This window comes from Bacteroides caecimuris, from assembly GCF_001688725.2.
Taxonomy (GTDB): Bacteria; Bacteroidota; Bacteroidia; order Bacteroidales; family Bacteroidaceae; genus Bacteroides; species Bacteroides caecimuris.
Genome location: NZ_CP015401.2, coordinates 3,836,745 through 3,863,268, shown reverse-complemented (window position 1 = coordinate 3,863,268; position 26,524 = coordinate 3,836,745). Strand labels below are relative to the sequence as shown.

The following is a 26,524-nucleotide window of genomic DNA, read 5'->3' as shown; positions in this document are numbered from 1 at the left end:
CTTCAATTGTAATGGGTAAACTGACAAAAAATCAAAAGTTAGCTGCAGAAAAGATTGAAGCAGGGAAAGCATACTCACTGAAAGAAGCTGCATCTTTGGTAAAAGAAATCACTTTTACTAAGTTTGATGCTTCACTGGATATTGATGTACGTTTAGGTGTTGATCCACGTAAAGCTAACCAGATGGTGAGAGGTGTTGTTTCACTTCCTCATGGTACTGGTAAAGAAGTACGTGTGTTGGTGCTTTGTACACCGGATGCTGAAGCTGCTGCAAAAGAAGCTGGTGCTGACTACGTTGGTCTTGACGAATATATTGAAAAGATCAAAGGTGGATGGACTGATATTGATGTAATCATCACTATGCCATCTATCATGGGTAAAATTGGTGCACTCGGTCGTGTTCTTGGTCCTCGTGGATTGATGCCGAACCCTAAGAGTGGTACTGTAACTATGGATGTTGCTAAGGCTGTAAAAGAAGTAAAACAAGGTAAAATTGACTTTAAAGTTGATAAGAGCGGTATCGTTCACACTTCTATCGGTAAGGTATCATTCAGTCCTGATCAGATTCGCGACAATGCGAAAGAGTTCATCTCTACTCTGAACAAACTGAAACCGACCGCAGCAAAGGGTACATATATTAAGAGTATTTATCTTTCTAGTACAATGAGTGCGGGTATTAAAATCGACCCGAAATCAGTGGATGAAATCTAATAAAACAGAGAAATAATGAGAAAGGAAGATAAAAGTACGATTATAGAGCAAATTGCTGCTACAGTAAAGGAATATGGTCACTTCTACTTGGTAGACGTTACAGCTATGAACGCTGCTGCTACCAGTGCATTGAGAAGAGATTGTTTTAAATCAGACATCAAATTGATGTTGGTTAAAAACACGCTGCTTCACAAAGCACTTGAAAGCTTGGAAGAAGACTTTTCACCTCTTTACGGTTCTTTGAAAGGTACTACTGCTGTTATGTTTAGCAATACTGCAAACGTTCCTGCTAAGCTAATCAAAGACAAAGCGAAAGACGGTATTCCCGGACTGAAAGCTGCATATGCAGAAGAAAGCTTCTACATTGGTGCTGATCAATTGGATGCTCTCGTTTCAATCAAGAGTAAGAATGAAGTTATCGCCGATATCGTTGCCCTGTTGCAATCTCCGGCCAAGAATGTTATTTCTGCTCTTCAATCAGGTGGTAACACCCTTCACGGAGTTCTCAAGACTCTTGGTGAACGTCCCGAATAATTTTCAAAAATCAACAAAGTATTTAAACAATTAAAATCATACAAAAAATGGCAGATTTGAAAGCTTTTGCAGAACAATTAGTTAACTTGACAGTAAAAGAAGTTAATGAACTTGCAACTATCCTTAAAGAAGAATACGGTATTGAACCTGCTGCTGCAGCTGTAGCTGTTGCTGCTGGTCCTGCAGCTGGTGCTGCTGCCGCAGAAGAAAAAACTTCTTTCGACGTAGTATTGAAGAGCGCTGGTGCAGCTAAACTTCAAGTAGTTAAGGCCGTTAAGGAAGCTTGTGGTCTTGGTTTGAAAGAAGCTAAAGACTTGGTAGACGGTGCTCCTAGCACAGTAAAAGAAGGTTTGGCTAAAGACGAAGCAGAATCATTGAAGAAAACATTGGAAGAAGCTGGAGCTGAAGTTGAACTTAAATAACATTGGCCTGGTAATCAGGTAATTCGGTTAGGAATCCTTCACAAGAGGATTCTTAACCTTTTTGTGTATATATTTCAAATTAAGTTCTCCAAATTCATTGACAGATGTCTTCAAATACTGTAAATCAAAGAGTTAATTTTGCTTCGACTAAGAATCCGCTAGAATACCCGGATTTCCTGGAAGTACAATTGAAGTCATTCCAAGACTTTCTACAATTAGATACCCCACCTGAAAAGCGTAAGAATGAGGGATTGTATAAAGTATTTGCTGAAAACTTCCCTATTGCCGATACAAGAAACAATTTTGTTCTTGAGTTTCTGGACTATTATATTGATCCGCCGCGCTATACTATTGATGATTGTATAGAGCGTGGGCTCACTTATAGCGTTCCCTTAAAAGCGAAACTTAAGCTTTACTGTACGGACCCCGATCATGAGGATTTTGATACAGTGATTCAGGACGTATTCCTCGGCCCTATTCCTTACATGACTGATAAGGCTACTTTCGTCATTAATGGTGCCGAACGCGTAGTTGTGTCACAGCTTCACCGTTCTCCGGGTGTGTTCTTCGGTCAGAGTGTACATGCCAATGGTACGAAACTTTATTCGGCTCGTATTATTCCGTTTAAAGGTTCGTGGATTGAGTTTGCTACTGACATCAATAATGTGATGTACGCATACATCGACCGTAAGAAGAAATTGCCGGTAACTACATTGTTACGTGCAATTGGCTTCGAGAATGACAAAGATATTCTTGAGATTTTCAACCTTGCAGAGGATGTGAAGGTAAACAAGACAAATCTGAAGAAGGTGTTAGGCCGTAAATTGGCAGCACGTGTCTTGAAAACATGGATTGAAGATTTCGTTGATGAAGATACCGGTGAAGTGGTTTCTATTGAACGTAACGAAGTTATTATCGACCGTGAAACCGTACTGGAAGAGGAGCATATTGATGAAATTTTGGAGTCGGGAGTTCAGAATATCCTTTTGCATAAGGATGAACCGAATCAGTCCGATTTCTCTATCATATATAATACGTTGCAGAAGGACCCGAGTAACTCGGAAAAAGAAGCTGTGTTGTATATCTACCGTCAGTTGCGTAATGCTGATCCGGCTGATGACGCGAGTGCAAGGGAGGTTATCAACAACTTGTTCTTCTCAGAAAAACGATATGACCTTGGTGATGTAGGTCGATACAGAATCAATAAGAAGTTGAATCTGACGACTGATATGGACGTGCGTGTCCTCACGAAGGAAGATATTATTGAAATCATCAAATATCTGATTGAGTTGATTAACTCAAAAGCGGATGTAGATGATATTGACCACTTGAGTAACCGTCGTGTACGTACTGTTGGTGAACAGCTTTCTAATCAGTTTGCTGTGGGGCTGGCTCGTATGTCTCGTACGATTCGTGAACGTATGAACGTTCGTGACAATGAAGTGTTTACTCCGATTGATTTGATTAATGCGAAGACTATTTCTTCAGTAATCAACTCATTCTTCGGAACGAATGCGTTGTCGCAGTTCATGGATCAGACAAACCCACTGGCTGAAATTACGCACAAACGTCGTATGTCTGCTCTTGGTCCTGGTGGTCTTTCCCGTGAACGTGCCGGATTTGAGGTTCGTGACGTTCACTACACACACTATGGTCGTCTTTGTCCGATTGAGACTCCTGAAGGTCCGAATATCGGTTTGATTTCTTCATTGTGTGTATTTGCTAAGATTAATGAACTAGGATTCATTGAAACTCCCTACCGTAAGGTAGAAAATGGAAAAGTGGATCTTTCTGATAACGGTCTGATTTATTTGACTGCTGAAGAAGAGGAAGAAAAGATTATTGCGCAGGGAAATGCTCCGTTGAATGACGATGGTACCTTTGTTCTTAACAGAGTCAAGTCTCGTCAGGATGCAGATTTTCCGGTTGTAGAACCATCTGAAGTTGATTTGATGGATGTTGCTCCTCAGCAAATTGCATCTATTGCAGCTTCTTTGATTCCATTCTTGGAACATGATGATGCTAACCGTGCATTGATGGGATCGAATATGATGCGCCAGGCAGTTCCTTTGTTGAGAAGTGAAGCACCGATTGTTGGTACAGGTATCGAACGTCAGTTGGTAAGAGACTCTCGTACGCAAATTACTGCAGAAGGTGACGGTGTAGTTGATTATGTGGATGCTACTACTATCCGTATTTTGTATGACCGTACGGAAGACGAAGAATTTGTAAGTTTCGAACCTGCTTTGAAGGAATATAGAATACCTAAGTTCCGTAAGACCAACCAGAACATGACAATTGACTTGCGTCCGATTTGCGATAAGGGTCAGCGCGTGAAGAAAGGTGATATCTTGACTGAAGGTTATTCTACCGAAAAAGGTGAATTGGCATTGGGTAAGAACCTGTTGGTGGCTTACATGCCTTGGAAGGGTTACAACTATGAGGATGCCATCGTATTGAACGAACGTGTGGTACGTGAAGACTTGTTGACTTCGGTTCACGTAGAGGAATATTCTCTGGAAGTTCGTGAAACAAAGCGTGGTATGGAAGAGTTGACTTCTGATATCCCGAATGTAAGTGAAGAAGCTACCAAAGACTTGGATGAAAACGGTATCGTAAGAATCGGTGCTCGTATCGAACCGGGTGATATCATGATTGGTAAGATTACGCCAAAGGGTGAATCTGATCCTTCTCCGGAAGAAAAATTGCTTCGTGCTATCTTCGGTGATAAGGCAGGTGACGTGAAAGATGCTTCTTTGAAAGCTTCTCCTTCTTTGAAAGGTGTTGTGATTGATAAGAAACTTTTCTCACGTGTGATTAAGAATCGTAGCTCTAAACTGGCTGATAAAGCATTGTTGCCTAAGATTGATGACGAATTTGAATCTAAGGTAGCTGACTTGAAACGTATCTTGGTTAAGAAACTGATGACTTTGACTGAAGGTAAGGTTTCTCAAGGTGTGAAAGACTATTTGGGTGCAGAAGTTATTGCGAAAGGTTCTAAGTTCAGTGCTTCTGATTTTGATTCACTAGACTTTACTTCTATTCAGTTGAGTAACTGGACGAGTGACGATCATATTAATGGTATGATTCGTGATCTGGTGATGAATTTCATTAAGAAATACAAAGAGCTGGATGCTGAATTGAAACGTAAGAAGTTTGCTATTACGATTGGTGATGAACTTCCTGCTGGTATTATCCAGATGGCAAAAGTATATATTGCTAAGAAACGTAAGATTGGTGTGGGTGATAAGATGGCCGGTCGTCACGGTAACAAGGGTATTGTATCCCGTGTTGTTCGTCAGGAGGATATGCCATTCTTGGCCGATGGTACTCCGGTTGACATCGTATTGAATCCGTTGGGTGTGCCTTCTCGTATGAACATTGGTCAGATTTTTGAAGCTGTACTTGGACGTGCCGGAAAGACTTTGGGTGTGAAATTTGCGACTCCTATTTTCGACGGTGCTACCATGGAAGATCTGGATCACTGGACAGACAAGGCAGGATTGCCTCGTTACTGTAAAACTTATCTTTGCGATGGTGGTACAGGTGAACAATTTGACCAGGCAGCTACTGTGGGGGTAACTTATATGTTGAAGTTAGGCCACATGGTTGAAGACAAGATGCATGCTCGTTCTATCGGTCCGTACTCATTGATTACTCAGCAACCTCTTGGTGGTAAAGCTCAGTTCGGTGGTCAGCGTTTCGGAGAAATGGAGGTTTGGGCACTCGAAGGTTTTGGAGCAGCTCATATCCTGCAGGAAATCCTGACTATCAAATCCGATGACGTAGTAGGACGTTCGAAGGCTTATGAAGCAATTGTGAAAGGTGAACCGATGCCACAACCAGGTATTCCGGAATCCTTGAACGTATTGTTACACGAGTTGAGAGGTTTAGGTTTGAGTATCAACCTAGAATAAAATAATGAAAGAATGTGAGATGTCAATGTACCGATGAAGGTCTGTTGGCATCCGCACTTTTTTCAATTTCCAATGATTCAATTATCAAATCTCAATTATATAGAGTATGGCTTTTAGAAAAGAAAATAAGACGAAAAGTAATTTCTCGAAGATCTCAATTGGTCTGGCTTCTCCGGAAGAAATCCTTGAGAATTCGAGTGGTGAAGTTTTGAAGCCTGAAACCATTAATTACCGTACGTACAAACCCGAACGTGACGGTTTGTTCTGCGAGCGCATTTTTGGTCCTATCAAGGATTATGAATGTCATTGCGGTAAATACAAGCGTATCCGCTATAAAGGTATCGTCTGCGACCGTTGTGGTGTGGAAGTTACTGAAAAGAAAGTACGCCGTGAACGTATGGGACATATCCAGCTGGTTGTGCCGGTGGCTCACATCTGGTATTTCCGTTCGCTTCCTAATAAAATCGGTTATTTGCTCGGATTGCCGACAAAGAAACTGGATTCGATTATATACTACGAACGTTATGTTGTAATTCAGCCAGGTGTGAAAGCTGAAGATGGCGTGGCTGAATATGATTTGCTTTCTGAAGAAGAATATCTGGATATTCTGGATACACTTCCGAAAGATAATCAGTATCTAGAAGATAATGATCCGAACAAGTTTGTTGCAAAGATGGGTGCTGAAGCTATCTATGATTTGCTGGCTCGTTTGGATTTGGATGCTTTGTCTTACGAATTGCGTCACCGTGCCGGTAACGATGCGTCTCAGCAACGTAAGAATGAAGCTTTGAAACGTCTTCAGGTAGTAGAATCATTCCGCGCATCACGTGGACGTAACAAACCGGAATGGATGATCGTACGTATCGTGCCGGTTATTCCGCCCGAACTTCGTCCGTTGGTTCCGTTGGATGGTGGCCGTTTTGCTACGTCTGACTTGAACGACCTTTATCGTCGTGTGATTATTCGTAATAACCGTTTGAAACGACTGATTGAAATTAAGGCTCCGGAAGTAATTTTGCGTAATGAAAAACGTATGCTTCAGGAATCAGTCGATTCTTTGTTTGATAACTCACGTAAGTCAAGTGCTGTGAAGACAGACGCCAACCGTCCGTTGAAGTCATTGTCTGACAGTTTGAAAGGTAAACAGGGACGTTTCCGTCAGAACTTGCTGGGTAAACGTGTTGACTACTCTGCCCGTTCCGTAATCGTCGTTGGTCCGGAATTAAAGATGGGTGAATGTGGTATTCCTAAATTAATGGCAGCCGAATTATATAAGCCGTTTATTATTCGCAAGCTCATCGAACGTGGTATCGTTAAGACTGTTAAGTCTGCAAAGAAAATTGTAGACCGCAAAGAACCGGTTATTTGGGATATCTTGGAACATGTAATGAAAGGACATCCGGTACTGTTGAACCGTGCTCCGACATTGCACCGTTTGGGTATTCAAGCTTTCCAACCTAAAATGATTGAAGGAAAAGCTATTCAGTTGCACCCGTTGGCATGTACGGCATTCAACGCTGACTTTGATGGTGACCAGATGGCTGTTCACTTGCCTTTGAGTAATGAAGCAATTCTTGAAGCACAAATGTTGATGCTTCAATCACATAATATATTGAATCCGGCAAACGGTGCGCCTATTACTGTGCCTGCACAGGATATGGTCCTTGGTTTGTACTACATTACTAAGTTGCGTGCTGGTGCAAAAGGTGAAGGTTTGACATTCTACGGACCGGAAGAAGCTTTGATCGCTTACAATGAAGGTAAGGTAGATATTCATGCTCCGGTGAAGGTTATCGTGAAAGATCTTGATGAAAATGGCAACATTGTAGACGTAATGCGCGAAACTTCAGTAGGACGTGTGATTGTGAATGAAATTGTTCCGCCTGAAGCTGGTTATATCAATACAATTATCTCTAAGAAATCACTTCGTGATATTATTAGTGATGTAATTAAGGTGTGTGGTGTGGCTAAAGCTGCCGACTTCCTGGATGGAATCAAGAACTTAGGTTATCAGATGGCGTTTAAGGGTGGTTTGTCATTCAATTTGGGTGATATCATCATACCGGAAGAAAAAGAAGCTCTGGTGCAGAAAGGTTACGATGAAGTAGAACAAGTCGTAAACAACTATAACATGGGTTTCATTACTAACAATGAACGTTACAATCAGGTGATCGATATCTGGACGCATGTAAACTCCGAGTTGTCTAATATCTTGATGAAGACAATTTCTTCAGATGATCAGGGCTTCAACTCTGTATATATGATGCTTGACTCTGGTGCCCGTGGTTCTAAAGAGCAGATTCGTCAGTTGTCAGGTATGCGTGGTTTGATGGCAAAACCGCAGAAAGCAGGTGCTGAAGGTGGTCAGATTATCGAAAACCCGATTTTGTCGAACTTTAAAGAAGGACTTTCGGTGTTGGAGTACTTTATCTCTACCCACGGTGCTCGTAAGGGTTTGGCGGATACCGCTTTGAAGACTGCTGATGCTGGTTATTTGACTCGTCGTTTGGTGGACGTATCACACGATGTGATTATTACAGAAGAAGATTGCGGTACACTCCGCGGATTGGTTTGTACAGACCTTAAGAATAACGATGAGGTTATTGCTACTCTGTACGAACGTATCTTGGGTCGTGTTTCCGTACATGATATTATTCATCCTACTACAGGCGAATTGCTTGTGGCTGGTGGTGAAGAAATTACGGAAGAAATTGCCAAGAAGATTCAGGAGTCTCCGATTGAGAGTGTTGAAATCCGTTCAGTATTGACTTGTGAAGCTAAGAAGGGTGTTTGTGCTAAATGTTACGGACGTAACTTGGCAACAAGCCGCATGGTTCAGAAGGGAGAAGCTGTTGGTGTTATCGCTGCTCAGTCTATTGGTGAGCCAGGTACACAGTTGACATTGCGTACATTCCACGCCGGTGGTACTGCTGCAAATATTGCAGCTAACGCAAGTATCGTTGCTAAAAATAATGCACGTCTTGAATTTGAAGAGTTGCGTACAGTAGATATCGTTGATGAGATGGGTGAATCTGCAAAAGTGGTAGTAGGTCGTTTGGCTGAAGTACGTTTTGTGGATGTAAATACCGGTATTATTCTTTCTACTCATAACGTACCCTATGGTTCAACACTGTATGTGGGCGACGGTGACTTGGTGGAGAAAGGCAAACTGATTGCTAAATGGGATCCGTTCAATGCTGTTATTATTACAGAAGCAACCGGTAAGATCGAATTTGAGGGCGTGATTGAAAACGTTACTTATAAGGTTGAATCGGATGAAGCAACAGGTCTTCGTGAAATTATTATTATTGAATCCAAAGATAAAACTAAAGTTCCTACAGCTCATATCTTGACAGAGGACGGTGATTTGATCCGTACTTATAACTTGCCGGTAGGTGGTCACGTTATCATCGAGAACGGTCAGAAGGTAAAAGCTGGTGAAGTAATCGTGAAGATTCCGCGTGCCGTAGGTAAGGCGGGTGATATCACGGGTGGTCTTCCTCGTGTTACTGAATTGTTTGAAGCTCGTAACCCGTCAAATCCAGCTGTTGTTTCTGAAATCGACGGTGAGGTGACGATGGGTAAGATCAAACGTGGTAACCGTGAAATCATCGTAACTTCCAAGACAGGCGAGGTTAAGAAATATCTGGTTGCACTGTCTAAGCAGATTCTGGTACAGGAGAATGACTATGTACGTGCTGGTACTCCGTTGTCTGATGGTGCTACTACTCCGGCAGATATCTTGGCAATTAAAGGTCCTACAGCTGTACAGGAATATATCGTGAATGAGGTTCAGGATGTATACCGCTTGCAGGGTGTGAAGATCAATGATAAACATTTCGAGATTATCGTTCGCCAGATGATGCGCAAAGTACAGATTGATGAACCGGGAGATACTCGCTTCCTTGAACAACAAGTTGTAGACAAACTGGAATTTATGGAAGAAAATGATCGTATTTGGGGTAAGAAAGTCGTAGTAGATGCTGGTGATTCTCAAAATATGCAAGCTGGTCAGATTGTAACTGCCCGCAAGTTGCGTGATGAGAATAGTATGTTGAAACGTCGTGACTTGAAACCGGTTGAGGTTCGTGACGCTGTTGCTGCTACCTCTACTCAAATTCTTCAAGGTATCACGCGTGCCGCTTTGCAAACATCAAGCTTTATGTCGGCTGCTTCCTTCCAGGAAACAACGAAAGTCTTGAATGAAGCTGCTATCAATGGTAAGGTCGATAAACTTGAAGGTATGAAGGAAAATGTGATCTGTGGTCACTTGATTCCTGCCGGTACCGGACAGCGTGAGTTTGAGAAGCTTATCGTTGGATCAAAAGAAGAGTATGACCGTATCTTGGCTAACAAGAAAACAGTACTTGACTACAATGAAGTAGAATAAATACAATTCAATTGACTATATGAAAAGGAGCAGTTGCTTGATTGGGCAATTGCTCCTTTTTTTATTTCTTTTTTACTCGCGTGCATTACCGTTAGTTTCAGGAAAAATGTGTTATTTTGCAGGATAACTTTTTAATCATATTAAATATGGAAGAACAAAATAACAACGGACAGTTACAGATTGAATTGAGAGAAGAGGTCGCACAGGGAACTTATGCAAATCTTGCTATTATTACTCATTCGAGTTCTGAATTTATCCTTGACTTCGTGCGCGTAATGCCAGGCATACCAAAGGCGGGTGTGCAATCTCGCATTATTGTGGCTCCAGAACACGCAAAACGCCTGTTGCGGGCATTAGAAGATAATATAGCAAAGTATGAACGCATATTCGGCCCGATTCGTACTTCGGATGAATCTCCTATTCCTCCTTTGACAGGTGTAAAAGGCGAAGCGTGAGGATGATATAAAAACATTAAAAAAGAAAAAAAAGTTGTAGCGCATTGAATATTCAAATATTATTCGTATTTTTGCAGCCCAAAATGTATAGTTACGAAATTAATATAACAATAATATAAATCAAAAAACAATTAAAATGCCTACAATTCAGCAATTAGTAAGAAAAGGACGCGAAGTGCTGGTGGAGAAAAGTAAATCTCCAGCCTTGGATTCATGTCCTCAAAGACGTGGCGTTTGCGTGAGAGTATACACTACTACTCCGAAGAAGCCGAACTCTGCAATGCGTAAAGTAGCTCGTGTACGTTTGACTAACCAAAAAGAGGTGAACTCATACATTCCGGGAGAAGGACACAACTTGCAGGAACACTCAATCGTTTTGGTACGTGGTGGTCGTGTAAAAGACCTTCCAGGTGTGCGTTATCACATTGTACGTGGTACACTTGATACAGCAGGTGTTGCTGGTCGTACTCAAAGACGTTCTAAGTATGGTGCTAAGCGTCCGAAACCGGGACAAGCTGCTGCTCCTGCTAAAGGCAAGAAAAAATAAGGATTAAGACCTAATTAAAATTAAAGTAATAACTTACGTTTTAGTTTGTTGGAAATGCTAAGGGTTGAGTAAATTCTCCAGAGGGAGAGTTGAAGAAGTCAAGAAGTAGACAACCAAGAACAAAAACATTATTTTTCAAACAAATGAGAAAAGCAAAACCAAAAAAACGCCTGATTCTTCCGGATCCCGTGTTTAATGACCAAAAGGTTTCCAAGTTCGTGAACCACTTGATGTATGATGGAAAGAAAAATACATCTTATGAAATCTTTTATGCCGCTTTGGAAACAGTGAAAGCAAAACTTCCTAACGAAGAAAAATCAGCTCTCGAAATCTGGAAAAAGGCTTTGGATAATGTAACTCCGCAAGTGGAAGTAAAGTCTCGCCGTGTAGGTGGTGCTACTTTCCAAGTTCCTACTGAAATCCGTCCGGATCGTAAAGAATCAATCTCTATGAAGAATTTGATTCTGTTTGCTCGCAAAAGAGGTGGTAAATCAATGGCTGACAAGTTGGCTGCTGAAATTATGGATGCCTTCAATGAACAAGGCGGTGCATACAAGCGTAAAGAAGATATGCACAGAATGGCAGAAGCTAACCGTGCATTTGCTCATTTTAGATTCTAATACTGTAAGAACCCTAATATAAACTTAAAGTAAAGGAATTAGAAGATGGCTAAACATGATTTACATTTAACTCGTAATATCGGTATCATGGCTCACATTGATGCCGGAAAAACAACTACTTCTGAACGTATCCTGTTCTACACTGGATTGACTCACAAAATTGGTGAAGTTCATGATGGTGCTGCTACTATGGACTGGATGGAGCAGGAACAAGAACGTGGTATCACTATTACATCTGCTGCTACAACAACACGGTGGAAATATGCTGGTAATACCTATAAAATTAACTTGATTGATACTCCGGGACACGTTGACTTTACCGCAGAGGTAGAACGTTCATTGCGTATCCTTGATGGAGCTGTTGCTGCTTACTGTGCTGTTGGTGGTGTTGAACCTCAATCTGAAACAGTATGGCGTCAGGCTGATAAATATAACGTTCCTCGTATTGCTTATGTTAATAAGATGGACCGTTCTGGTGCTGACTTCTTTGAAGTAGTTCGCCAGATGAAGGATGTACTTGGAGCTAATCCATGTCCTATTGTTGTTCCTATTGGTGCTGAAGAGTCCTTCAAAGGTCTTGTTGACCTTATCAAAATGAAAGCTATCTATTGGCATGATGAAACAATGGGAGCTGATTATACAATAGAGGAAATCCCTGCTAATCTTATTGACGAAGCCAATGAGTGGAGAGATAAGATGCTTGAGAAAGTTGCTGAATTTGATGATGCTTTGATGGAGAAATATTTCGATGATCCTTCTACTATTACTGAAGAAGAAGTATTGAGAGCTCTTCGTAATGCAACAGTTCAGATGGCTGTAGTTCCTATGCTTTGTGGATCTTCTTTCAAGAACAAAGGCGTTCAGACATTGCTTGATTATGTTTGTGCTTTCCTGCCTTCTCCGCTTGATACAGAGAATGTGGTAGGTACAAATCCTAATACAGGTGCTGAAGAAGATCGTAAGCCGAGTGATGATGAAAAAACTTCAGCTTTAGCGTTTAAGATCGCAACTGACCCGTATGTAGGTCGTTTGACTTTCTTCCGTGTTTATTCAGGTAAGATTGAGGCTGGATCTTATATCTACAACTCTCGCTCTGGTAAGAAAGAACGTGTTTCTCGTCTATTCCAAATGCACTCTAATAAACAAAATCCGGTTGAAGTAATTAGTGCTGGTGATATTGGTGCAGGTGTAGGTTTTAAAGATATTCACACTGGTGATACTTTGTGTGACGAAAACGCTCCGATCGTACTTGAATCTATGGACTTCCCGGAACCAGTTATTGGTATCGCAGTAGAACCTAAGACTCAGAAGGATATGGATAAACTGTCTAACGGTTTGGCTAAATTGGCTGAAGAAGATCCGACGTTTACAGTGAAAACTGATGAACAAACAGGTCAGACTGTGATTTCCGGTATGGGTGAGTTGCACTTGGATATTATTATCGACCGTCTGAAACGTGAGTTTAAAGTAGAATGTAATCAAGGTAAACCTCAGGTTAATTATAAGGAAGCTATTACTAAGACTGTTGATCTTCGTGAAGTGTATAAAAAACAGTCTGGTGGTCGTGGTAAGTTTGCTGATATCATTGTTAAGATTGGTCCAGTTGACGAAGACTTCAAAGAAGGAGGTTTGCAGTTTATAGATGAAGTGAAGGGTGGTAATATTCCTAAGGAATTTATTCCAGCAGTTCAGAAAGGCTTTACAAACGCTATGAAGAATGGAGTCTTGGCAGGCTATCCGCTGGATTCACTGAAAGTGACTTTGGTTGATGGTTCGTTCCATCCGGTTGACTCTGACCAGTTGTCATTTGAAATCTGTGCAATGCAGGCTTATAAAAATGCATGTGCTAAAGCGGGGCCTGTTTTGATGGAGCCTATCATGAAGCTGGAAGTTGTAACTCCGGAAGAAAATATGGGTGATGTTATTGGTGACTTGAACAAACGTCGTGGACAAGTTGAAGGTATGGAATCCAGTCGTTCTGGTGCTCGTATTGTAAAAGCAATGGTTCCGCTGGCAGAAATGTTTGGCTACGTAACAGCTTTACGTACTATTACTTCTGGTCGTGCAACTTCATCAATGACATACTCTCACCATGCTCAGCTTTCTTCTTCTATTGCTAAGGCTGTATTGGAAGAAGTAAAAGGACGTGCTGATTTACTCTAAAATATCTAAAGCAGCAGGCTAGCGAATGACTCTTAGCCTGCCGCTTTATCTTATTATAAATGTATTAATTAAAAAAAATAATGAGTCAGAAAATTAGAATTAAATTGAAATCTTACGACCACAACTTGGTTGATAAATCAGCTGAGAAAATTGTAAGAACTGTAAAAGCTACAGGTGCTATCGTTAGCGGTCCAATACCTCTGCCTACGCACAAGCGTATCTTTACTGTGAACCGTTCGACTTTCGTAAACAAAAAGTCTCGTGAGCAATTTGAACTCTCTTCTTATAAGAGATTGATCGACATCTATAGCTCAACAGCTAAAACAGTAGATGCTTTGATGAAGTTGGAATTGCCAAGTGGTGTGGAAGTAGAAATTAAAGTTTGATAATTAAAAATTAGTGAAATGCCAGGATTATTAGGGAAAAAAATCGGAATGACATCCGTTTTCAGTGCCGATGGTAAAAATGTACCATGCACTGTTATCGAAGCAGGTCCTTGTGTTGTTACTCAAGTTAAAACTGTAGAAAAAGATGGCTATGCAGCTGTTCAGTTGGGTTTCCAGGACAAAAAGGAAAAACATACAACTAAGCCGTTGATGGGACATTTTAAAAAAGCAGGAGTAACACCGAAGAGACACTTGGCTGAGTTCAAAGAATTTGAAACAGAATTGAATCTGGGTGATACCGTTACTGTAGAAATGTTTAACGATGCTAACTTTGTTGACGTTGTTGGTACTTCTAAGGGTAAGGGTTTTCAAGGTGTAGTAAAAAGACATGGTTTTGGTGGTGTGGGTCAGTCTACTCACGGTCAACATAACCGCGCTCGTAAACCGGGTTCTATTGGTGCTTGTTCTTACCCTGCAAAAGTATTCAAAGGAATGCGCATGGGTGGACAACTTGGTGGTGACAGAGTTACTGTTCAAAACTTGCAGGTATTAAAAGTAATCGCGGATCATAACCTTCTTTTGATTAAAGGTTCTATCCCGGGTTGCAAAGGTTCAATCGTTTTAATTGAGAAATAATGGAAGTTAACGTATATAACATTAAAGGTGAAGACACTGGGAGAAAGGTTACGTTAAACGAATCTATCTTCGGAATTGAGCCCAACGACCACGCTATCTATTTGGACGTAAAGCAATTTATGGCTAATCAGCGTCAGGGTACTCATAAGTCAAAAGAAAGAAGTGAAATCAGTGGTTCAACTCGTAAGATCGGTCGTCAGAAAGGTGGCGGTGGGGCACGTCGTGGTGATATGAACTCACCTGTACTTGTAGGTGGTGCTCGCGTTTTCGGTCCGAAACCAAGAGACTACTTCTTCAAATTGAATAAAAAAGTTAAGACATTGGCTCGTAAGTCAGCTTTGTCTTATAAAGCTCAAAACGATGCAATCATTGTCGTTGAGGATTTCACATTTGAAGCTCCTAAGACAAAAGATTTCGTTGCAATGACAAAAAATCTTAAAGTTTCCGATAAAAAGCTACTTGTAATTTTACCGGAAGCAAATAAAAACGTATATTTGTCAGCTCGTAACATCGAGGGTGCTAATGTACAGACTATCTCAGGATTAAATACTTACAGAGTATTGAATGCTGGGGTTGTTGTGCTTACAGAAAACTCTCTGAAGGCTATTGACAATATCTTAATTTAAAAAGGAGGCTTAAATAATGGGAATTATTATTAAACCGTTGGTAACAGAGAAAATGACTGCAATCACAGATAAGCTGAATCGTTTCGGCTTTGTTGTACGTCCTGAAGCTAACAAACTGGAAATTAAGAAGGAAATTGAAGCTCTTTATAATGTTACTGTAGTTGATGTGAATACTGTGAAGTATGCTGGCAAGAATAAGAGCCGTTATACTAAGGCAGGTATCATCAATGGTCGTACGAACGCTTATAAAAAAGCAATCGTGACATTGAAAGAAGGAGATACTATTGATTTTTATAGCAATATTTAATAAAAATGGCAGTACGTAAATTTAAGCCCACAACACCGGGGCAAAGACATAAAATTATTGGTACTTTCGAAGAAATTACTGCATCAGTACCAGAAAAGTCTCTTGTATATGGTAAGAAATCATCTGGTGGTCGTAACAACGAAGGTAAGATGACTATGCGTTACATTGGTGGCGGTCATAGAAAGGTGATTAGAATTGTTGATTTCAAGAGAAATAAGGACGGTGTTCCAGCAGTAGTTAAAACAATTGAATACGACCCGAATCGTTCGGCTCGTATCGCTTTGTTATTTTACGCTGATGGAGAAAAAAGATATATTATTGCTCCCAATGGATTGCAAGTTGGTGCGACTCTGATGTCAGGTGAAACAGCAGTGCCGGAGATTGGTAATGCTCTTCCTCTTCAGAACATTCCGGTGGGTACTGTAATTCACAATATCGAATTACGTCCGGGACAGGGCGCTGCTCTGGTTCGTTCAGCTGGTAACTTTGCTCAGTTGACTTCTCGTGAGGGTAAGTATTGTGTAATTAAGTTGCCTTCAGGTGAAGTTAGACAGATTCTTAGCACTTGTAAAGCTACTATCGGTAGTGTAGGTAACTCTGATCATGGATTGGAAAGTTCAGGTAAGGCTGGACGTTCTCGTTGGCAAGGACGTCGTCCTCGTAACCGTGGTGTTGTAATGAACCCGGTTGATCACCCGATGGGTGGTGGTGAAGGACGTGCTTCTGGAGGTCACCCAAGATCACGTAAGGGATTGTACGCTAAGGGACTTAAGACTAGAGCTCCTAAGAAACAATCGTCTAAGTACATTATTGAGAGAAGAAAAAAGTAATCTGATTAATTGAGTAAACTATGAGTCGTTCATTAAAAAAAGGTCCATATATTAACGTAAAGCTTGAAAAGAGAATTCTTGCCATGAATGAATCGGGTAAGAAAGTCGTAGTAAAGACTTGGGCCAGAGCTTCAATGATTTCGCCTGATTTTGTAGGTCATACAGTTGCAGTTCACAATGGAAATAAATTTATTCCTGTTTATGTTACCGAGAATATGGTAGGACACAAGTTGGGCGAATTTGCTCCAACTCGTACATTCAGAGGACACGCTGGTAACAAGAAAAAATAACAGGATTTATTTGAAATAATAAAGTAATAAATAATAATGGGAGCAAGAAAAAAAATATCGGCTGAAAAAAGAAAAGAAGCCCTTAAGACCATGTATTTTGCAAAATTGCAAAATGTTCCTACTTCTCCACGTAAGATGCGTCTGGTTGCAGACATGATCCGTGGTATGGAAGTGAACAGAGCACTTGGTGTTTTGAAATTTTCTTCAAAAGAAGCTGCTGCAAGAGTGGAAAAATTGCTTCGCTCTGCAATTGCTAACTGGGAACAGAAAAACGAACGTAAAGCAGAAAGCGGTGAGTTGTTCGTAACACAGATTTTTGTTGATGGTGGAGCTACACTCAAAAGAATGAGACCGGCACCACAGGGTAGAGGTTATAGAATTCGCAAACGTTCAAATCACGTAACATTGTTCGTTGGTGCTAAAAGTAATAACGAAGATCAAAATTAAGGTAGATGGGACAGAAAGTTAATCCAATAAGCAACCGTTTAGGAATTATCAGAGGATGGGATTCTAACTGGTATGGTGGAAATGATTACGGTGATTCTTTGCTGGAAGATAGCAAAATCCGTAAATATCTTAATGCGAGACTTGCAAAGGCAAGTGTATCAAGAATCGTAATTGAACGTACGCTGAAGCTCGTTACTATTACTGTTTGCACTGCTCGCCCGGGTATTATTATCGGTAAAGGTGGCCAAGAAGTTGATAAGTTAAAAGAGGAGTTGAAGAAGGTTACCGACAAAGATATTCAAATCAATATCTTTGAAGTGAAGAGACCGGAACTGGATGCTGTGATTGTTGCTAATAACATCGCTCGCCAGGTTGAAGGTAAAATTGCCTATCGCCGTGCCATCAAGATGGCTATCGCAAACACAATGCGTATGGGTGCTGAAGGTATCAAAATTCAGATTTCAGGACGTTTGAATGGAGCTGAAATGGCTCGTTCTGAAATGTATAAAGAAGGAAGAACTCCGTTACACACTTTCAGAGCTGATATCGACTACTGTCATGCAGAAGCATTGACTAAGGTAGGTCTTCTTGGTATCAAAGTTTGGATTTGTAGAGATGAAGTGTTTGGTAAGAAAGAATTGGCTCCGAACTTTACACAAAGCAAAGAAAGTGGTCGTGGAAACAACAGTGGAAACAACGGCGGAAAGAACTTCAAAAGAAAGAAAAATAATCGCTAAACGAATTTGAATTTTAGGAAACTATGTTACAACCGAAAAAGACAAAATTCAGAAGACAACAAAAAGGACGTCAGAAAGGTAATGCCCAGAGAGGTAACCAGCTGGCCTTTGGTTCTTTTGGCATAAAGGCTTTGGAGACTAAGTGGATTACAGGCCGTCAGATCGAAGCTGCTCGTATTGCAGTAACAAGATATATGCAACGTCAAGGACAGATCTGGATCCGTATATTCCCGGATAAACCGATCACTAGAAAACCTGCCGATGTACGTATGGGTAAAGGTAAAGGTGCTCCAGAGGGATTTGTGGCTCCTGTAACTCCAGGTAGAATCATTATTGAAGCTGAAGGAGTATCTTACGAAATCGCGAAAGAAGCATTGCGCTTAGCTGCTCAAAAGCTTCCTATTACAACGAAGTTTGTCGTAAGACGTGATTATGATATTCAAAATCAAAATGCGTAAGTGTTATGAAAATTGCAGAAATTAAAGAAATGACTACTAGTGACTTAGTAGAAAGAGTAGAGGCGGAAACAGCTAATTATAACCAAATGGTTATCAATCATTCTATTTCTCCTTTGGAAAATCCTGCTCAAATCAAACAATTACGCAGGACTATTGCGCGTATGAAAACAGAATTGCGCGAAAGAGAACTTAACAATAAATGATCAGCTTGATGGAAGCAAGAAATTTAAGAAAAGAAAGAACAGGGGTTGTGTTGAGCAATAAGATGGATAAGACCATCACTGTTGCTGCCAAATTTAAGGAAAAACACCCTATATATGGTAAGTTCGTTAGCAAAACGAAGAAGTACCATGCTCACGATGAAAAGAATGAATGCAATATCGGTGATACTGTAAGCATCATGGAAACTCGTCCTTTGAGCAAGACTAAAAGATGGAGATTAGTAGAAATAATTGAAAGAGCTAAGTAATTATGATACAAGTAGAATCCAGACTTACAGTATGTGATAACAGTGGAGCGAAAGAGGCGTTGTGTATCCGCGTTTTAGGTGGTACAGGTCGTCGTTATGCTTCAGTGGGGGATGTCATTGTTGTTTCAGTGAAGAGCGTTATCCCTTCTAGTGATGTTAAAAAAGGTGCAGTATCAAAGGCTTTGATTGTACGTACAAAGAAAGAAATCCGTCGTCCTGATGGTTCTTATATACGTTTTGATGATAATGCTTGCGTGTTGTTGAATAATGCAGGTGAAATTAGAGGTAGTCGTATTTTCGGTCCTGTAGCAAGAGAGCTTCGTGCTACAAACATGAAGGTTGTGTCACTTGCGCCTGAGGTACTTTAATTTGTAAAAGATTTAAGTAATGAGTAAATTACATATTAAAAAAGGCGACACAGTTTACGTAAATGCTGGTGAAGATAAGGGCAAAACTGGTCGTGTATTGAAGGTTCTTGTTAAAGAAGGACGTGCATTTGTTGAAGGTATCAATATGGTATCTAAAAGCACAAAGCCGAATGCAAAGAATCCGCAGGGTGGTATTGTGAAGCAAGAGGCTTCTATCCACATTTCAAACTTGAACCCGGTTGATCCAAAAACTGGTAAAGCAACGCGTATTGGGAGAAAAAAGAGTTCAGAAGGAACTTTAGTGCGTTATTCTAAAAAATCAGGAGAGGAGATTAAGTAATGAGTAATACTGCTAGTCTTAAGAAAGAATATGCAGAGCGTATAGCGCCTGCATTGAAATCACAGTTCCAGTATTCTTCTACAATGCAGATACCCGTACTTAAGAAGATTGTAATCAATCAGGGATTAGGTATGGCTGTTGCTGATAAGAAGATTATCGAAGTAGCAATCAATGAAATGACAGCTATTACAGGTCAAAAAGCTGTAGCTACCATTTCTCGTAAAGATATCGCAAACTTTAAGTTACGTAAAAAGATGCCGATTGGTGTTATGGTAACTTTACGTCGTGAAAGAATGTACGAATTCCTTGAAAAATTGGTTCGTGTAGCTCTTCCTCGTATTCGTGACTTCAAAGGTATCGAAAGTAAGTTTGATGGTAAAGGTAATTATACCCTTGGTATTCAGGAACAAATCATTTTCCCTGAAATAAATATCGATAGTATTACAAGAATTCTCGGAATGAATATTACCTTTGTAACCTCTGCTGAAACAGATGAAGAAGGTTATGCTTTGCTGAAGGAATTCGGTTTACCTTTTAAAAACGCTAAAAAAGACTAATAGATATGGCAAAGGAATCAATGAAAGCACGTGAAGTAAAGCGTGCTAAATTAGTAGCCAAATACGCCGAGAAAAGAGCTGCTTTGAAGCAAATCGTAAGAACAGGTGATCCTGCTGATGCTTTCGAAGCTGCACAGAAGTTGCAAGAGTTGCCTAAGAATTCTAATCCGATTCGTATGCACAACCGTTGCAAACTGACTGGTCGTCCTAAAGGTTATATTCGTCAATTCGGAATTTCGAGAATTCAATTCCGTGAGATGGCATCTAATGGACTGATCCCAGGCGTAAAAAAAGCAAGCTGGTAATTATTGTTTAAATATTGTCAGGGTAGTCCTGATTAATTTAATTTATTTTTATATGACTGATCCAATAGCAGATTATTTAACGAGGTTGCGGAACGCGATTGGTGCAAAGCACAGAGTTGTTGAAGTTCCCGCTTCGAATTTGAAAAAAGAAATCACTAAGATTCTTTTTGAAAAAGGCTACATCCTTAATTATAAGTTTGTAGAAGATGGTCCTCAAGGAACTATTAAGGTTGCCTTGAAGTATGATTCTGTTAACAAAGTTAACGCAATCAAAAAGTTAGAAAGAATATCTTCTCCGGGTATGCGTAAGTATACTGGTTACAAAGATATGCCGCGTGTTATTAATGGGCTGGGTATTGCTATAATATCTACTTCCAAAGGTGTAATGACTAACAAAGAGGCTGCAGAACTGAAAATCGGTGGTGAAGTCTTGTGTTATGTATATTAATTAGGAGGAATTAGAATGTCAAGAATAGGAAAATTACCCATTAGTATCCCTGCTGGAGTGACAATCACTCTGAAGGATAATGTGGTTACCGTAAAGGGACCCAAAGGCGAAATGAGCCAATATGTGAATCCTGCTATCAATGTTACTATTGAAGACGGACACGTAACTTTAACAGAAAACGATAAAGAAATGCTTGATAACCCGAAGCAGAAACATGCTTTCCATGGTTTGTATCGTTCATTGGTTCACAATATGGTTGTGGGCGTATCTGAAGGTTACAAGAAAGAACTGGAACTTGTAGGTGTAGGTTATCGTGCTTCAAACCAAGGTAACATCATTGAGCTGGCTTTAGGTTATACACACAATATTTTCATTCAATTACCTGCTGAGGTAAAAGTTGAAACGAAGTCTGAAAGAAATAAGAATCCTCTTATTATATTGGAATCGTGTGACAAACAATTGCTTGGTCAAGTTTGCTCTAAAATACGTTCTTTCCGTAAGCCTGAACCATACAAGGGTAAAGGTATTAAGTTTGTTGGCGAAGTAATTCGTAGAAAGTCTGGTAAATCAGCCGGCGCTAAGTAATTCATATAAAATTAGATTATTATGACAACAAAAATAGAAAGACGAGTTAAAATCAAATATAGAGTACGCAACAAGATTTCAGGTACTACTGAACGTCCGCGTATGAGTGTATTTAGAAGTAACAAGCAAATTTATGTCCAGATTATCGATGATCTTTCTGGTAAGACACTGGCTGCTGCTTCTTCTTTAGGTTTGACTGAGAAAGTTACTAAAAAGGAACAAGCTGCTAAAGTTGGTGAAATGATTGCTAAAAAGGCTCAGGAAGCAGGTATAACTACTGTTGTTTTCGACCGTAATGGTTACTTGTATCATGGGAGAGTAAAAGAAGTAGCTGATGCTGCTCGTAACGGTGGACTTAAATTTTAATCATTATGGCAGGAGTTAATAATAGAGTTAAGATTACTAACGATATAGAACTGAAAGATAGATTGGTTGCTATTAATCGTGTTACTAAAGTTACCAAAGGTGGTAGAACTTTTAGTTTCTCTGCAATCGTTGTTGTAGGTAACGAAGAAGGTATCATTGGTTGGGGACTTGGTAAAGCAGGTGAAGTAACAGCTGCTATCGCAAAAGGTGTTGAGTCAGCTAAAAAGAACTTGGTGAGAGTACCTATTTTAAAAGGTACTGTTCCCCATGAACAATCAGCTAGATTTGGTGGTGCTGAAGTATTCATCAAACCTGCATCTCACGGAACTGGTGTTGTAGCTGGTGGTGCTATGCGTGCTGTATTGGAAAGTGTTGGTGTTACTGACGTTTTGGCTAAATCTAAAGGTTCTTCGAATCCGCACAACCTTGTTAAAGCTACAATCGAAGCTTTGAGTGAAATGCGTGATGCAAGAATGGTTGCTCAGAACAGAGGTATTAGTGTTGAAAAAGTATTTAGAGGATAAGGAGGAGATATGTCAACTATAAAGATTAAACAAGTTAAAAGTAGAATTGGTGCTCCAGCTGATCAGAAAAGAACTCTTGACGCACTGGGACTTCGTAAACTGAACCGTGTGGTTGAACACGAAAGCACTCCTTCAATTCTTGGAATGGTAGATAAAGTAAAACACTTGGTTGCCATTGTTAAGTAATTATTTGTTGAATAATAAAACGAAATTACAATATGAACTTAAGTAATTTAAAACCTGCTGAGGGATCTACTAAGACAAGAAAAAGAATTGGACGTGGTGCTGGTTCTGGCTTAGGTGGTACTTCTACAAGAGGTCATAAAGGAGCTAAATCAAGATCTGGATACTCTAAGAAAATCGGTTTTGAAGGTGGTCAGATGCCTCTTCAACGTCGAGTACCTAAATTTGGTTTCAAGAATATCAATCGTGTTGAATATAAAGCTATCAACTTGGATACTATCCAGAAGCTTGCTGAAGCTAAAAACTTGGCAAAAGTTGGTGTAAACGACTTTATTGAAGCAGGATTTATTTCTTCAAATCAGTTAGTAAAAGTATTGGGTAACGGAACTCTGACTAACAAGCTGGAAGTAGAAGCTCATGCATTCTCTAAGACTGCAACTGCTGCTATCGAGGCTGCTGGTGGAACTGTAGTAAAACTCTGATTCAATGAGAAAAGCTATTGAAACATTAAAGAATATATGGAAGATTGAGGATCTGAGACAACGGATCCTCATCACCATATTGTTTGTGGCAATTTACCGTTTCGGATCGTATGTTGTATTACCGGGTATCAATCCGGCAATGCTGGCAAAATTGCACGAACAAACAAGTGAAGGCCTTTTAGCCTTGTTAAATATGTTCTCTGGAGGAGCATTCTCTAATGCCTCTATTTTTGCATTAGGAATTATGCCTTATATCTCTGCATCTATCGTAATTCAGTTATTGGGAATCGCTGTGCCGTATTTCCAGAAGTTGCAACGCGAAGGTGAGAGCGGCAGAAGAAAAATGAATCAATATACTCGTTACTTGACGATTGCTATATTGTTAGTTCAGGCCCCTTCTTATTTGCTCAATCTTAAAATGCAGGCTGGTCCTTCCTTAAATGCTTCATTAGATTGGACTCTGTTTATGGTTACCTCTACCATTATTTTGGCAGCAGGTAGTATGTTTATTTTGTGGCTTGGTGAAAGAATTACTGATAAAGGTATTGGTAACGGTATTTCATTTATTATCTTGATTGGTATTATTGCTCGTTTCCCTGATGCTTTATTACAAGAAGTTGTATCTAGAGTAGCAAATAAGAGTGGTGGTCTGATTATGTTTATAATTGAAATCGTATTCTTATTGTTAGTGATTGGCGCTGCTATTCTTTTGGTGCAAGGTACAAGAAAGATTCCTGTGCAGTATGCAAAAAGAATTGTTGGTAACAAGCAATATGGTGGTGCTAGACAGTATATCCCTTTGAAGGTGAATGCTGCCGGTGTTATGCCTATCATCTTTGCCCAGGCAATCATGTTTATTCCAATTACATTTATCGGCTTTTCAAATGTAAATGATGCAGGCGGTTTCTTGCATGCGTTTACAGATCATACAAGTTTCTGGTATAATTTTGTCTTTGCGGTAATGATTATATTATTTACATATTTCTATACTGCAATTACAATTAATCCGACTCAGATGGCTGAGGATATGAAGAGAAATAATGGTTTCATCCCTGGTATTAAACCGGGAAAGAAAACAGCAGAGTATATTGACGATATAATGTCTCGTATTACTTTGCCGGGTTCTTTCTTCTTGGCTTTAGTTGCTATTATGCCTGCTTTTGCCGGTGTATTCGGAGTGCAAGCAGGATTCGCTCAATTCTTCGGCGGTACATCTTTGTTAATTCTTGTAGGTGTTGTTCTTGATACCTTGCAACAGGTTGAAAGTCATTTGTTGATGAGACATTATGACGGTTTGTTGAAATCAGGTCGTATTAAAGGACGCGCTGGTGTAGCGGCATATTAATTCTTTAGATTAGAAATGATATTTCTTAAAACAGAAGATGAAATAGAATTGCTCCGTCAGAGTAACCTGCTTGTTGGTAAAACTCTTGCAGAGGTTGCCAAATTGGTGAAGCCTGGTGTAACTACACGTGAGTTGGATAAAGTTGCTGAAGAGTTCATTAGAGATCATGGGGCAACTCCAACTTTCAAAGGATTTCCGAATCAATATGGAGAACCGTTTCCTGCATCTCTCTGTACTTCTGTTAATGAACAGGTGGTACATGGAATCCCAGGGGATATCGTACTGAAAGATGGCGATATCGTATCAGTGGATTGCGGAACTTACATGAATGGTTTCTGTGGTGATTCTGCTTATACTTTTTGTGTAGGAGAGGTAGACGAAGAGATTCGTAATTTGTTGAAGGTAACTAAAGAAGCGTTATATATCGGTATTCAGAACGCAGTGCAAGGCAAAAGAATCGGAGATATCGGATATGCTATCCAGCAATATTGTGAGTCTCATTCTTATGGTGTGGTGCGTGAGTTTGTTGGTCATGGCATCGGTAAAGAGATGCACGAAGATCCTCAAGTTCCTAATTATGGTAAAAGAGGATATGGACCATTGATGAAAAGAGGCCTTTGCATAGCGATAGAGCCAATGATAACATTGGGAGACCGGCAAGTAATTATGGAACGTGACGGATGGACTGTGAGGACCAGAGATCGTAAATGTGCTGCACACTTTGAACATACGGTAGCTGTTGGGGCTGGTGAAGCTGATATTTTGTCTTCATTCAAATTCATAGAAGAAGTTTTAGGAGATAAAGCAATATAATATGGCAAAGCAATCTGCAATAGAACAAGATGGAGTTATAGTTGAAGCATTGTCAAATGCAATGTTTCGTGTTGAATTAGAAAACGGACATGAGATTACTGCACATATTTCAGGCAAGATGAGGATGCATTACATCAAGATCCTGCCGGGAGATAAAGTGAGAGTCGAAATGTCTCCTTACGACTTATCGAAAGGAAGAATTGTGTTTAGATATAAATAAAATAAGATATGAAAGTAAGAGCATCATTAAAGAAACGCACGCCAGAATGTAAGATCGTTAGACGTAATGGCCGTTTGTATGTTATTAACAAGAAAAATCCTAAGTATAAACAACGTCAAGGATAATTTGTTATTTTTGCAAAAAAAATAATTTAGTATATGGCTATAAGAATAGTTGGTGTAGATTTACCTCAGAACAAAAGAGGTGAAATTGCGTTGACCTATGTATATGGAATAGGTCGCAGTAGTTCAGCAAAAATTTTAGATAAAGCTGGTGTAGATAAAGATCTGAAGGTTAAAGACTGGACAGATGATCAAGCTGCTAAGATTCGTGAGATTATCGGTGCAGAGTATAAAGTAGAAGGTGATCTTCGTTCTGAAATCCAATTGAACATTAAGCGATTAATGGATATTGGTTGCTATCGTGGTGTACGTCACCGTATTGGTCTGCCTGTTAGAGGTCAGAGCACAAAGAACAATGCACGTACTCGTAAGGGTAGAAAGAAAACCGTTGCTAATAAGAAAAAAGCTACTAAATAATAATTGTTGATATGGCAAAAAAAACAGTTGCAGCTAAAAAGAGAAATGTGAAAGTAGACGCTAATGGACAGTTGCATGTTCATTCATCTTTCAACAATATTATTGTTTCTCTTGCAAATAGTGAAGGGCAGATTATCTCTTGGTCATCTGCTGGTAAAATGGGATTTAGAGGTTCTAAGAAGAATACTCCTTATGCAGCTCAGATGGCTGCCCAGGATTGTGCAAAGATTGCATTTGATCTTGGCCTGAGAAAGGTAAAAGCATATGTGAAGGGTCCAGGTAACGGACGTGAGTCTGCTATTAGAACTATCCACGGTGCTGGTATCGAAGTTACTGAAATCATTGATGTGACTCCGCTTCCACATAATGGTTGTCGTCCTCCGAAAAGACGTAGAGTTTAATTTACCTTTAACTACTTACACAATGATCTTGATTTTGTTTATGGATTACATTAATTTCTCTCTGTAATCGCGGCTGCAACAAATTGAGTTCATGAATAAACAAT

General features: G+C 40.0%; 36 protein-coding genes. All 36 read left to right on the top strand.

All coding sequences use genetic code 11. The annotated features are described in order from the left end of the window. Positions 1–11 precede the first annotated feature (11 nt). Positions 12–710, top strand: a complete 699-nt coding sequence (rplA, locus tag A4V03_RS16765) for a 50S ribosomal protein L1 (RefSeq protein ID WP_004310894.1) — start codon at positions 12–14, stop codon at positions 708–710. Positions 711–725: 15 nt separating this feature from the next. Then, positions 726–1,244, top strand: coding sequence for a 50S ribosomal protein L10 (rplJ, locus tag A4V03_RS16760; protein WP_004310893.1), 519 nt, complete (start codon positions 726–728; stop codon positions 1,242–1,244). A 47-nt stretch (positions 1,245–1,291) separates the two neighbouring features. Continuing rightward, positions 1,292–1,666 (top strand): 50S ribosomal protein L7/L12, encoded by a 375-nt coding sequence (gene rplL, locus A4V03_RS16755; RefSeq protein ID WP_004296358.1) that lies wholly within the window; start codon positions 1,292–1,294, stop codon positions 1,664–1,666. Between the two features lie 104 nt (positions 1,667–1,770). Further along, positions 1,771–5,583, top strand: coding sequence for a DNA-directed RNA polymerase subunit beta (gene rpoB / locus A4V03_RS16750; RefSeq protein WP_065539684.1), 3,813 nt, complete (start codon positions 1,771–1,773; stop codon positions 5,581–5,583). A 106-nt stretch (positions 5,584–5,689) separates the two neighbouring features. After that, positions 5,690–9,973, top strand: a complete 4,284-nt coding sequence (rpoC, locus tag A4V03_RS16745) for a DNA-directed RNA polymerase subunit beta' (RefSeq protein WP_065539683.1) — start codon at positions 5,690–5,692, stop codon at positions 9,971–9,973. A gap of 146 nt (positions 9,974–10,119) precedes the next feature. After that, a complete protein-coding gene (locus tag A4V03_RS16740) occupies positions 10,120–10,428 on the top strand; it encodes a DUF3467 domain-containing protein (RefSeq protein WP_065539682.1) in 309 nt (102 codons plus the stop codon). Positions 10,429–10,564: 136 nt separating this feature from the next. Then, positions 10,565–10,975, top strand: coding sequence for a 30S ribosomal protein S12 (rpsL, locus tag A4V03_RS16735; protein WP_002558078.1), 411 nt, complete (start codon positions 10,565–10,567; stop codon positions 10,973–10,975). A gap of 143 nt (positions 10,976–11,118) precedes the next feature. Beyond that, a complete protein-coding gene (rpsG, locus tag A4V03_RS16730; RefSeq protein ID WP_004296352.1) occupies positions 11,119–11,595 on the top strand; it encodes a 30S ribosomal protein S7 in 477 nt (158 codons plus the stop codon). Positions 11,596–11,640: 45 nt separating this feature from the next. Then, complete coding sequence (fusA, locus tag A4V03_RS16725; RefSeq protein ID WP_065539681.1) at positions 11,641–13,758, top strand: elongation factor G; 2,118 nt, start codon at positions 11,641–11,643, stop codon at positions 13,756–13,758. Positions 13,759–13,838: 80 nt separating this feature from the next. Beyond that, positions 13,839–14,144: a 30S ribosomal protein S10 gene (rpsJ, locus tag A4V03_RS16720; protein ID WP_002558075.1), complete on the top strand. Its 306-nt coding sequence runs from the start codon at positions 13,839–13,841 to the stop codon at positions 14,142–14,144. A gap of 18 nt (positions 14,145–14,162) precedes the next feature. After that, positions 14,163–14,780 (top strand): 50S ribosomal protein L3, encoded by a 618-nt coding sequence (rplC, locus tag A4V03_RS16715; RefSeq protein ID WP_065539680.1) that lies wholly within the window; start codon positions 14,163–14,165, stop codon positions 14,778–14,780. Then, the gene (gene rplD, locus A4V03_RS16710; protein WP_008023043.1) at positions 14,780–15,406 is read left to right on the top strand and encodes a 50S ribosomal protein L4; all 627 of its coding nucleotides are present in this window, start codon (positions 14,780–14,782) and stop codon (positions 15,404–15,406) included. Before rplC ends, rplD begins: the two co-directional genes overlap by 1 nt. Before the next feature lie 16 nt (positions 15,407–15,422). Then, entirely contained in the window at positions 15,423–15,713 is a 291-nt protein-coding gene (gene rplW / locus A4V03_RS16705) for a 50S ribosomal protein L23 (RefSeq protein ID WP_065539679.1), read from the top strand. Positions 15,714–15,718: 5 nt separating this feature from the next. After that, complete coding sequence (gene rplB, locus A4V03_RS16700) at positions 15,719–16,543, top strand: 50S ribosomal protein L2 (RefSeq protein WP_065539678.1); 825 nt, start codon at positions 15,719–15,721, stop codon at positions 16,541–16,543. A gap of 20 nt (positions 16,544–16,563) precedes the next feature. Further along, complete coding sequence (gene rpsS / locus A4V03_RS16695; protein WP_007747939.1) at positions 16,564–16,833, top strand: 30S ribosomal protein S19; 270 nt, start codon at positions 16,564–16,566, stop codon at positions 16,831–16,833. A 36-nt stretch (positions 16,834–16,869) separates the two neighbouring features. Continuing rightward, positions 16,870–17,280 carry a 50S ribosomal protein L22 gene (rplV, locus tag A4V03_RS16690; protein WP_004296344.1) on the top strand — a complete coding sequence of 137 codons (411 nt, stop codon included), beginning with the start codon at positions 16,870–16,872 and terminating at the stop codon, positions 17,278–17,280. Positions 17,281–17,285: 5 nt separating this feature from the next. Further along, positions 17,286–18,017: a 30S ribosomal protein S3 gene (gene rpsC / locus A4V03_RS16685; protein WP_065539677.1), complete on the top strand. Its 732-nt coding sequence runs from the start codon at positions 17,286–17,288 to the stop codon at positions 18,015–18,017. Between the two features lie 23 nt (positions 18,018–18,040). Further along, positions 18,041–18,475, top strand: coding sequence for a 50S ribosomal protein L16 (gene rplP / locus A4V03_RS16680; protein WP_004291234.1), 435 nt, complete (start codon positions 18,041–18,043; stop codon positions 18,473–18,475). 5 nt (positions 18,476–18,480) lie between these two features. Further along, positions 18,481–18,678 carry a 50S ribosomal protein L29 gene (gene rpmC / locus A4V03_RS16675; RefSeq protein ID WP_065539676.1) on the top strand — a complete coding sequence of 66 codons (198 nt, stop codon included), beginning with the start codon at positions 18,481–18,483 and terminating at the stop codon, positions 18,676–18,678. Further along, complete coding sequence (rpsQ, locus tag A4V03_RS16670; RefSeq protein ID WP_004296341.1) at positions 18,675–18,944, top strand: 30S ribosomal protein S17; 270 nt, start codon at positions 18,675–18,677, stop codon at positions 18,942–18,944. The genes rpmC and rpsQ overlap by 4 nt, the downstream gene beginning before the upstream one ends. Positions 18,945–18,946: 2 nt before the next feature. Continuing rightward, positions 18,947–19,312 carry a 50S ribosomal protein L14 gene (gene rplN / locus A4V03_RS16665; protein ID WP_004296340.1) on the top strand — a complete coding sequence of 122 codons (366 nt, stop codon included), beginning with the start codon at positions 18,947–18,949 and terminating at the stop codon, positions 19,310–19,312. Between the two features lie 19 nt (positions 19,313–19,331). After that, positions 19,332–19,652, top strand: a complete 321-nt coding sequence (gene rplX, locus A4V03_RS16660) for a 50S ribosomal protein L24 (RefSeq protein WP_004296339.1) — start codon at positions 19,332–19,334, stop codon at positions 19,650–19,652. Continuing rightward, the gene (rplE, locus tag A4V03_RS16655) at positions 19,652–20,209 is read left to right on the top strand and encodes a 50S ribosomal protein L5 (protein ID WP_004310886.1); all 558 of its coding nucleotides are present in this window, start codon (positions 19,652–19,654) and stop codon (positions 20,207–20,209) included. Before rplX ends, rplE begins: the two co-directional genes overlap by 1 nt. A gap of 5 nt (positions 20,210–20,214) precedes the next feature. Next, positions 20,215–20,514: a 30S ribosomal protein S14 gene (gene rpsN, locus A4V03_RS16650; protein WP_004310885.1), complete on the top strand. Its 300-nt coding sequence runs from the start codon at positions 20,215–20,217 to the stop codon at positions 20,512–20,514. Between the two features lie 52 nt (positions 20,515–20,566). Further along, positions 20,567–20,962, top strand: a complete 396-nt coding sequence (rpsH, locus tag A4V03_RS16645) for a 30S ribosomal protein S8 (protein ID WP_004296336.1) — start codon at positions 20,567–20,569, stop codon at positions 20,960–20,962. Between the two features lie 15 nt (positions 20,963–20,977). After that, complete coding sequence (gene rplF / locus A4V03_RS16640; RefSeq protein ID WP_004310884.1) at positions 20,978–21,547, top strand: 50S ribosomal protein L6; 570 nt, start codon at positions 20,978–20,980, stop codon at positions 21,545–21,547. Between the two features lie 21 nt (positions 21,548–21,568). Beyond that, positions 21,569–21,913, top strand: coding sequence for a 50S ribosomal protein L18 (gene rplR, locus A4V03_RS16635; RefSeq protein ID WP_065539675.1), 345 nt, complete (start codon positions 21,569–21,571; stop codon positions 21,911–21,913). A 5-nt stretch (positions 21,914–21,918) separates the two neighbouring features. Next, positions 21,919–22,437 (top strand): 30S ribosomal protein S5, encoded by a 519-nt coding sequence (rpsE, locus tag A4V03_RS16630; RefSeq protein WP_007747952.1) that lies wholly within the window; start codon positions 21,919–21,921, stop codon positions 22,435–22,437. 9 nt (positions 22,438–22,446) lie between these two features. Next, a complete protein-coding gene (gene rpmD, locus A4V03_RS16625; RefSeq protein ID WP_004296332.1) occupies positions 22,447–22,623 on the top strand; it encodes a 50S ribosomal protein L30 in 177 nt (58 codons plus the stop codon). 32 nt (positions 22,624–22,655) lie between these two features. Further along, positions 22,656–23,102 (top strand): 50S ribosomal protein L15, encoded by a 447-nt coding sequence (rplO, locus tag A4V03_RS16620; RefSeq protein WP_065539674.1) that lies wholly within the window; start codon positions 22,656–22,658, stop codon positions 23,100–23,102. Between the two features lie 4 nt (positions 23,103–23,106). Next, complete coding sequence (gene secY / locus A4V03_RS16615) at positions 23,107–24,447, top strand: preprotein translocase subunit SecY (RefSeq protein ID WP_004310881.1); 1,341 nt, start codon at positions 23,107–23,109, stop codon at positions 24,445–24,447. A gap of 15 nt (positions 24,448–24,462) precedes the next feature. After that, on the top strand, positions 24,463–25,260 hold the full coding sequence (gene map / locus A4V03_RS16610) for a type I methionyl aminopeptidase (protein ID WP_065539673.1): 798 nt from the start codon (positions 24,463–24,465) through the stop codon (positions 25,258–25,260). Between the two features lies 1 nt (position 25,261). After that, positions 25,262–25,480 carry a translation initiation factor IF-1 gene (gene infA / locus A4V03_RS16605; protein WP_002558052.1) on the top strand — a complete coding sequence of 73 codons (219 nt, stop codon included), beginning with the start codon at positions 25,262–25,264 and terminating at the stop codon, positions 25,478–25,480. Positions 25,481–25,488: 8 nt separating this feature from the next. Continuing rightward, the gene (gene ykgO / locus A4V03_RS16600) at positions 25,489–25,605 is read left to right on the top strand and encodes a type B 50S ribosomal protein L36 (protein ID WP_002558051.1); all 117 of its coding nucleotides are present in this window, start codon (positions 25,489–25,491) and stop codon (positions 25,603–25,605) included. Positions 25,606–25,638: 33 nt separating this feature from the next. Further along, a complete protein-coding gene (gene rpsM, locus A4V03_RS16595) occupies positions 25,639–26,019 on the top strand; it encodes a 30S ribosomal protein S13 (RefSeq protein WP_004296328.1) in 381 nt (126 codons plus the stop codon). Positions 26,020–26,030: 11 nt separating this feature from the next. Beyond that, positions 26,031–26,420 (top strand): 30S ribosomal protein S11, encoded by a 390-nt coding sequence (rpsK, locus tag A4V03_RS16590; protein WP_004296327.1) that lies wholly within the window; start codon positions 26,031–26,033, stop codon positions 26,418–26,420. Positions 26,421–26,524 lie beyond the last annotated feature (104 nt).